This is a genomic window from Streptomyces sp. MK37H (genome assembly GCF_018035285.1).
In the GTDB taxonomy this organism is placed as follows: domain Bacteria; phylum Actinomycetota; class Actinomycetes; order Streptomycetales; family Streptomycetaceae; genus Streptomyces; species Streptomyces endocoffeicus.
This window is the reverse complement of record NZ_JAAAYH010000411.1, coordinates 1-8,033: the sequence shown is the minus strand read 5'-3', so window position 1 is coordinate 8,033 and position 8,033 is coordinate 1. Positions and strand designations below refer to the sequence as shown.

2 protein-coding genes are annotated in these 8,033 nt (G+C 72.1%); both read right to left on the bottom strand.

Annotated elements, in window-relative coordinates; translation table 11 throughout:
- On the bottom strand, positions 1-7,127 hold a 7,127-nt coding region (locus tag GWI24_RS36090), incomplete at its 3' end, for a type I polyketide synthase (protein WP_210950258.1).
- A gap of 77 nt (positions 7,128-7,204) precedes the next feature.
- Positions 7,205-8,033: phosphopantetheine-binding protein (locus GWI24_RS36085; protein WP_374103377.1), on the bottom strand; the 829-nt coding region annotated here is incomplete at its 5' end.

Genomic DNA, 8,033 nt, shown 5'->3' with positions numbered 1-8,033 from the left:
CCGTCCGCGAAGCGCACGGCCTCGCGCACATGCCGCACCCAGTACTCCGGCGAGCACACCTCGGCCGCGTCCGCCGCCTCGCCCGTCACGTTCGACACCAGGGCGATGGACGGCGCCTGGAAGGACAGGCCGGAGACAACGCCACGGAAGTCGTCCAGCATCGCGTCCATACGCGGCGAGTGGAAGGCGTGGCTCACCCGCAGCCGGCGGGTCTTACGGCCCTCCTGCTCCCACTGTCCGGCGATCTCCAGCGTCGCCGCCTCATCACCCGCGATGACCACGGAGGTCGGACCGTTGACGGCCGCGATGCTCACCTCGGCCGCACGCCCGGCCAGCGAGCCCGCGATCTCCTCCTCGGAGGCCTCGATCGCGACCATCGCGCCACCCTCCGGCAGCGCCTGCATCAGCCGGCCACGCGCCCCGACCAGCGTGCACGCGTCCTCCAGCGAAAACACCCCGGCCACATGCGCGGCGGCGATCTCACCGATGGAGTGACCGATCAGCACATCCGGGCCGACACCCCAGTGCTCCAGCAGCCGGAACAACGCCACCTCGACCGCGAACAGCGCCGGCTGGGTGAACGCCGTCCGATCCAGCAACTCGGCGTCCGCGCTTCCCTCCGCCGCGAACACCACCTCCCGCAGCGGCCGGTCCAGCACCACATCCAGATGCGCACACACCTCGTCCAGCGCCTGGGCGAACACCGGGAAGGCGTCGTACAGCTCCCGGCCCATGCCCAGGCGCTGCGCACCCTGGCCCGAGAACAGGAACGCCGACTTGCCACCCGTGACGGCCTGCCCCTGGACGACTCCCGAGGCGACTCCGCCCTCCGCGACGGCCCACAGGCCGCGCAGCAGGGTCTCCCGGTCCTCGCCCACCAGCACGGCGCGGTGCTCGAACACCGACCGGGACGCGAGCGTGTGTCCGACGTCCAGCGCACCGATGTCTTCCCGGGCCGCCACATCCGCGTACAGCCGCTCGGCCTGCGCCCGCAGCGCCTCCCGGCTCTTGCCGGACACCAGCCACGGCACCACAGCCGCCGACACCGACGTCTCGGGCCCGGCCGCCTCAGAGGCCACGGCCTCTTCGAGGTCGGGGGCCTGCTCGATGATGGTGTGGGCGTTGGTCCCGCTCAGTCCGAACGAGGAGATACCCGCCCGGCGCGGCCGGCCCGTCTCCGGCCACGCGGTGGCCTCCGTCAGCAGCCGCACCTCACCCGCCGACCAGTCCACCTGCCGCGACGGCTCGTTCACATGCAGCGTCCGCGGCAGCACGCCCGCGCGCATGGCCATCACCATCTTGATGACCCCGGCCACGCCCGCGGCGGCCTGCGTATGACCGATGTTCGACTTGATGGCGCCCAGCCACAGCGGACGGCCCTCCGGCCGCTCCTGGCCGTAGGTGGCGAGCAGCGCCTGCGCCTCGATCGGGTCACCCAGCGTCGTACCCGTGCCGTGGGCCTCGACCGCGTCCACCTCGGACGCGGACAGCCCCGCACTCTCCAGCGCCTGCCGGATCACCCGCTGCTGGGACGGGCCGTTCGGCGCCGTCAGACCGTTGGAGGCGCCGTCCTGGTTGATGGCGCTACCGCGCACGATCGCCAGCACCGGATGGCCGTTCTTGCGCGCGTCCGACAGCCGCTCCACGAGCAGCATGCCGACACCCTCGGACCAGCCCGTGCCGTCCGCCGCGTCAGCGAACGGCTTGCACCGGCCGTCGGGGGCCAGCCCGCGCTGGCGGCTGAACTCCACGAACGCACCCGGCGTCGACATCACCGACACACCACCGGCCAGGGCCAGATCGCACTCGCCCTGGCGCAGCGCCTGCACCGCGAGGTGCAGCGCCACCAGCGAGGACGAGCAGGCCGTGTCCACCGTCATGGCCGGCCCCTCGAGACCGAAGGTGTACGAGATGCGCCCGGACACCACGCTGGCCGCGCTGCCGGTGCCCACATGGCCACCGAAGTCCTCGGGGGCGTCGAGCATGATCGTGGAGTAGTCCTGGCCGTTGGTGCCCACGAACACACCGGTCCGGGTGCCCCGCAACGCGGCCGGTTTGACTCCCCCGTATTCGAATGCCTCCCAGGACGTCTCCAGCAGCAGCCGCTGCTGCGGGTCCATGGCCACGGCCTCGCGCGGCGAGATCCCGAAGAACGTGGGGTCGAACTGGGGCGCCCCGTAGAGGAATCCGCCCTCGCGGGCGTAGAACGTGCCCGGGTGCTCGGGGTCCGGGTGGTACATGCCCTCGACGTCCCAGCCACGGTCGCCGGGGAATCCGGCGATGCCGTCGCCGCCCTCGGCCAGGAGCCGCCACAGCTCCTGCGGGGTCTCGACCCCGCCGGGGAAGCGGCAGCTCATCGCCACGATCGCGATGGGGTCGTCGTCAACCGGCCGCGCCCGGTGCGCCACCGCCGAGGTGGCCGCTTCGGCGGTGGCCCCGCCCAGCTCCTGCCACAGATGGTCGGCGAGCGCTTCCGCGGTCGGGTAGTCGAAGATGAGGGTCGCGGGCAGGCTCAGACCGGTGGCCAGGTCGAGCCGGTTGCGCAGCTCGATGGCGGTGAGGGAGTCGAATCCGAGGTCCCGGAAGGCGCGGCCCGGCTCGACGGACTCCGCCGAGAAGTGGCCCAGCGCGGAGGCCGCGTGGGTGCGGATGAGGTCCAGCAGGAGGAGGCGCTGCTCCTCGTCCGACCGTCCGGCCAGCTGGTCGCGCAGCTCATGGCCCGGCACTGCCCGGCCGGTGGTCCCGGCCGTGGCGGTCAGGAGCTCGCGCGCCTCGGGGATGTCACTGACGAGGGCGCTGGGGCCCGCGCTCAGCATGGAGGCCATGGCGGCCCAGTCGATGTCGGCCACGACCAGGGCGGCCTCGTCATGACCGGCGGCCCAGCGCAGCGCGTCCAGGGCGAGCGAGGGAGCCATCGGGGGCAGTGGCCCGCCGCGCATCCGCTCCCCGGCGCGACCACTCGCGGCCATGCCGCTCTCGGCCCACGGGCCCCAGGCGACCGCGGTGGCGGCCAGGCCCTGGGCGCGGCGCTGCTGCGCCAGCGCGTCCAGGTAGGCATTGGCCGCCGCGTAGGCGGCCTGGCCCGCGCCACCGACGGCGCCCGCGAACGAGGAGAACAGCACGAACGCGTCGAGCGACAGCTCCGCGGTCAGCTCGTGCAGATGGCGCGCGCCCTCGACCTTCGCGGCCAGGGTCCCGGTGAGCTGGTCGACGGTCAGGCCGTCCAGTACACCGTCGTCCAGAATGCCCGCCGCGTGCACGACGGCGCTCAGCGGATACCGCTCCGGGATGGCGGCCAGCACGGCGGCGAGGGCATCGCGGTCGGCGGCGTCGCAGGCCGCCACGGTCACCTCGGCGCCGAGTTCCTCGAGCTCCGCCGTGAGTTCGGAAACACCCTCGGCCGACGGGCCGCGACGGCTCGTCAGCACCACATGCTCGGCGCCCTCGCGCACGGCCCAGCGCGCCACCTGCGCGCCCAGGGCGCCGGTGCCACCGGTGATGAGCACCGTGCCCCGGGGCCGCCACGCGCGCTCCGCCGACTCGTTGCCGACCGTGACGCGGGAGAGGCGCCGGGCGTACGCTCCGGATCCGCGCACCGCCACCTGGTCCTCGCCGTCCCCGGCGGACAGCGCCCAGGCCAGTCGCGCGGCGGCGCGCTCGTCGAGCGTCTCGGGCAGGTCGACGAGGCCGCCCCAGATGCGGGGGTGCTCCAGCGCGGCCGCCCGGCCAAGCCCCCAGATTTCCGCCTGAACGGCGCTGGTGAGCTGGTCGGAGCGGCCCACCGAGACGGCACCCCGGGTGGCGCACCACAGCCGGGTCCGGATGTCGGCCTCGGTCAGGGCCCGCACCAGCGTCAGTGTCAGGGCGAGGCCACGGGAGACCGCCGGGTGCTCGGTGCAGGGCCGCTCGTCCACGCCCACCAGGGACAGCACACCGCCGATCCCGGACGGATCGGTGGCGATCTCACGCAGCCGGTCGGCCAGCGCACCGGGGGCGAGGTCGGCCTCGTCGGCCACCACTCGAACGACCTCGGCACCGTGCCGCTGGAGCGCGGCGGACGCCGACTCGGCGAACGCGTCATCGTCGCCGGAGGCGGGGACGACCAGGAGCCATGTCCCCGAGAGCGTGGCCGCGGGGGTCTCCGGGACCGGCTTCCAGGAAATCCGGTACCGCCAGCCGTCGACCGTGGCCCGGTCGCGCTGCTGACGACGGTACGAGGACAGCGCGGGCAGCAGTTCGCCGAGCGAGCCACTGCCATCAATGTCCAGCGCCTTGGCCAGCGCCTCCAGGTCCTCGCGCTCCACCGCGTCCCAGAACCGCGCGTCCACACTGTCCGCGGCGGAACCGCTGGACCCCGCGTTCGTGCCCTCGAGCCAGTAGAGCTGCCGCTGGAAGGGGTACGTCGGCAGCTCGACCGTGTGGGCGCCCCGCCCGGCGAAGACCTGCTCCCAGTCCACCGTCACACCGTGGACGTGGGCCTCGGTCAGCGCGGCCATCAGGGCCTGGGCGTCAGGGCGCCCCTTGCGCAGGACCGGCACCACGGCCGGGGCCGAAGTCGTCTCTCCCGCAAGGCAGTCCCGCGCCATCGCCGAGAGCACACCATCGGGGCCCACCTCGATGTACGCGGTGACGCCCTGGGCCGCGAGGGAGCGAACGCCGTCGGCGAAGCGCACGGCCTCGCGCACATGCCGCACCCAGTACTCCGGCGAGCACACCTCGTCGGCCCCGACCGGCTCACCCGTGACGTTGGAGACCAGCGCCAGGGTGGGGGTCTGGAAGGACAGTCCCCGCACCACACGGCGGAAGTCGTCCAGCATCGCGTCCATGCGCGGGGAGTGGAAGGCGTGGCTGACCCGCAGCCGGCTCGTCTTGCGCCCTTGCTCCGACCACTGGGCGGCGATCTCCAGGACCGCGGCCTCGTCACCGGCGATGACCACGGCGGTCGGGCCGTTGACGGCCGCGATGCTCACCTCGGCCGCACGCCCGGCGAGCGAGCCCGTGATCTCCTCCTCCGATGCCTGCACCGCGACCATGGCGCCACCCTCGGGCAGCGCCTGCATCAGCCGGCCACGCGCCCCGACCAACGTGCACGCGTCCTCCAGGGAGAGCACACCGGCCACATGGGCGGCGGCGATCTCACCGATGGAGTGGCCGATCAGCACGTCCGGGGTGACGCCCCAGTGCTCCAGGAGCCGGTACAGCGCCACTTCGATGGCGAAGAGAGCGGGCTGGGTGAACGCCGTCTGATCCAGGAGCTCGGCGTCCGCGCTCCCCTCCGCCGCGAACACCACCTCCCGCAACGGACGGTCCAGCACCACATCCAGATGCGCACACACCTCGTCCAGCGCCTGGGCGAACACCGGGAAGCCGTCGTACAGCTCCCGGCCCATCCCGAGGCGCTGCGCACCCTGGCCGGAGAAGAGGAACGCCGTCTTGACCGCCGACCCGGCCACGCCCTGGAGCACATTGGGGGCGACCTCGCCCGCGGCGACGGCCTCGAGCCCGGCGAGGAGTTCCGCACGGTTCGCACCGGACACCACGGCACGGTGCTCGAACATCGACCGCGTCGCCACCAGCGAATGGCCGACGTCCAGCGCGCTCAACTCGGCCCGCTCCAGCAGGAACGCCCTGAGCCGGGCCGCCTGGGCGCGCAGCGCGTCCGCGCCACGCCCCGACAGCAGCCAGGTGGCCACACCGGCGTCGCCGTCGGAAACCGCGCCCGCCTCGTCCTCATCCTCAACCGGCGGGGCCTGCTCGATGATGGTGTGCGCGTTGGTGCCGCTGACGCCGAAGGCGGAGATGCCCGCCCGGCGCGGCTGATCGGTCTCGGGCCACGCGGTGGCCTCGGTCAGCAGCCGCACCTCGCCCGCCGACCAGTCCACCTGCCGCGACGGCTCGTCCACATGCAGCGTCCGCGGCAACATGCCGTGCCGCATGGCCATCACCATCTTGATGACACCCGCGACACCGGCGGCGGCCTGCGTATGGCCGATGTTCGACTTCAGCGCGCCCAGCCAGAGCGGGCGGCCCTCCGGCCGGTCCTGGCCGTACGTGGCGAGCAGGGCCTGCGCCTCGATCGGGTCGCCCAGGGACGTACCGGTTCCGTGCCCTTCCACGACGTCCACATCGGACGGGGTCAGGCGGGCGCTCGTCAGCGCGTCCCGGATGACCCGCTGCTGCGAGGGGCCGTTGGGGGCGGTCAGACCGTTGGACGCACCGTCCTGGTTGACCGCGGAGCCCCGCACGATCGCCAGCATGGGGTGGCCGTTCTTGCGCGCGTCGGACATCCGCTCCACGAGGAGCATGCCGACGCCCTCGGACCAGCCGGTGCCGTCCGCCGCGTCCGCGTACGGCTTGCAACGGCCATCGGGGGCCAGGCCGCGCTGCCGGCTGAACTCGACAAAGGCGCCCGGTGTCGACATCACCGTCGCGCCACCGGCGAGCGCCAGGTCGCACTCGCCCTGGCGCAGCGCCTGAACCGCAAGGTGCAGGGCCACCAGCGACGATGAACAGGCCGTGTCCACCGTCACGGCGGGGCCCTCGAGACCGAAGGTGTAAGAAATACGGCCCGATACGACCGAGGTCGCCGTACCGGTCAGCAGATGGCCTTCGATCTCCTCCGGGAAGCCGTCGACGTCCGCCCCGTAACCCGAGGTGGCGGCGCCCACGAACACACCGCCGCGGCGGCCCTTCACCGACCCCGGAGCGATGCCCGCCCGCTCGAAGACCTCCCATGAGGTTTCCAGCAGCAGTCGCTGCTGCGGATCCATGGCAAGGGCCTCACGCGGCGAGATCCCGAAGAAGCTCGCGTCGAACTCGCCCGCGTCGTGAAGAAAACCACCCTCACGGGAGTAGAACGTGCCCGAGCGCTCGGGGTCCGGGTCGTACATCCCGTCCACGTCCCACCCACGGTTGGACGGGAAGTCGGAGATGGCATCACCACCACCGGCCACCAGCCGCCACAGATCCTCGGGGCTCCCCACACCGCCCGGGAAACGGCAGCTCATCGCCACGATCGCGATGGGTTCCTGCTCTCCTGCCTCCAGCTCGCGCAGGCGTTGGCGCGCTTGGTGCAGATCTGCCGTTACCCGCTTGAGGTAGTCCCGAAGCCTATCTTCGTTCACCATGAAAACCTTGCCTATTACGAGTCAAAGAAGACTGAGGAATGAAAGGAGGCCAGAGAACTGCACCTCGGCGGTCACAACTAGCTGAGCTCATTTTCGATGAAATCGAAGAGATCGTCGTCCGACGCCTCGTCAAGCCGCTGCGTAATGCTCTCAGCTTCCGTCGCTCCACCCTCTCCGCCATTCAGTTTGGCAAGGAGTACCTGGAGTCGGGATGCGATGGCCATTCGCTCGGCGTTGTCCGGCTCAGCCGTGGAGAGTGATGCCTCGAGTTTTTCCAGATCCGCGATCAGCGGAGTGGCGGATGTCCCTTCGTCGGGGAGGACGCCCGCTCGTACGTGTTCCGCGAGAGCCCTTGCGTTGGGATAGTCGAAGACCAGTGTGGTGGGCAGCCGCAGACCCGTGTCCGCGTTCAGCCGGTTTCGGAATTCTACCGCCGTGAGCGAGTCGAACCCCAATTCCTTGAAGGCGCGGTCGGATTCCACACCTTCCATACCGGAGAATCCGAGAACCGCGGCCGCGTGACCGCGTACCAGGTCGAGCACGGCGCGCTCCCGCTCGCCCGGAGCCAGCGCGAGGAGCCTTTCCTTCAGGCGCGATCCGCCCTCCGCGTGGCTCTCCTCGGCGGCACGGGCCTGCTCCAGGGCCGATACGACCTCGGGCAGTTCGCCGAGGAGCGGGCTCGGCCGCCCGATGGTGAACGCGGGGGCGAAACGCTCCCAGTCCACATCGGCGACCGTCACCACACCGTCGTCACCCGCGACCGCCCCCTGCAACGCGGCCATCGCCAGACCGGGCGCCATCGCGGGCAGACCGCGACGCGCCAGCTGGTCGCCGCCGTCTCCGGCCGCCATACCGCTCTCGCCCCAGGGGCCCCAGGCCACGGCGGTACCGGCGAGACCCCGGGCA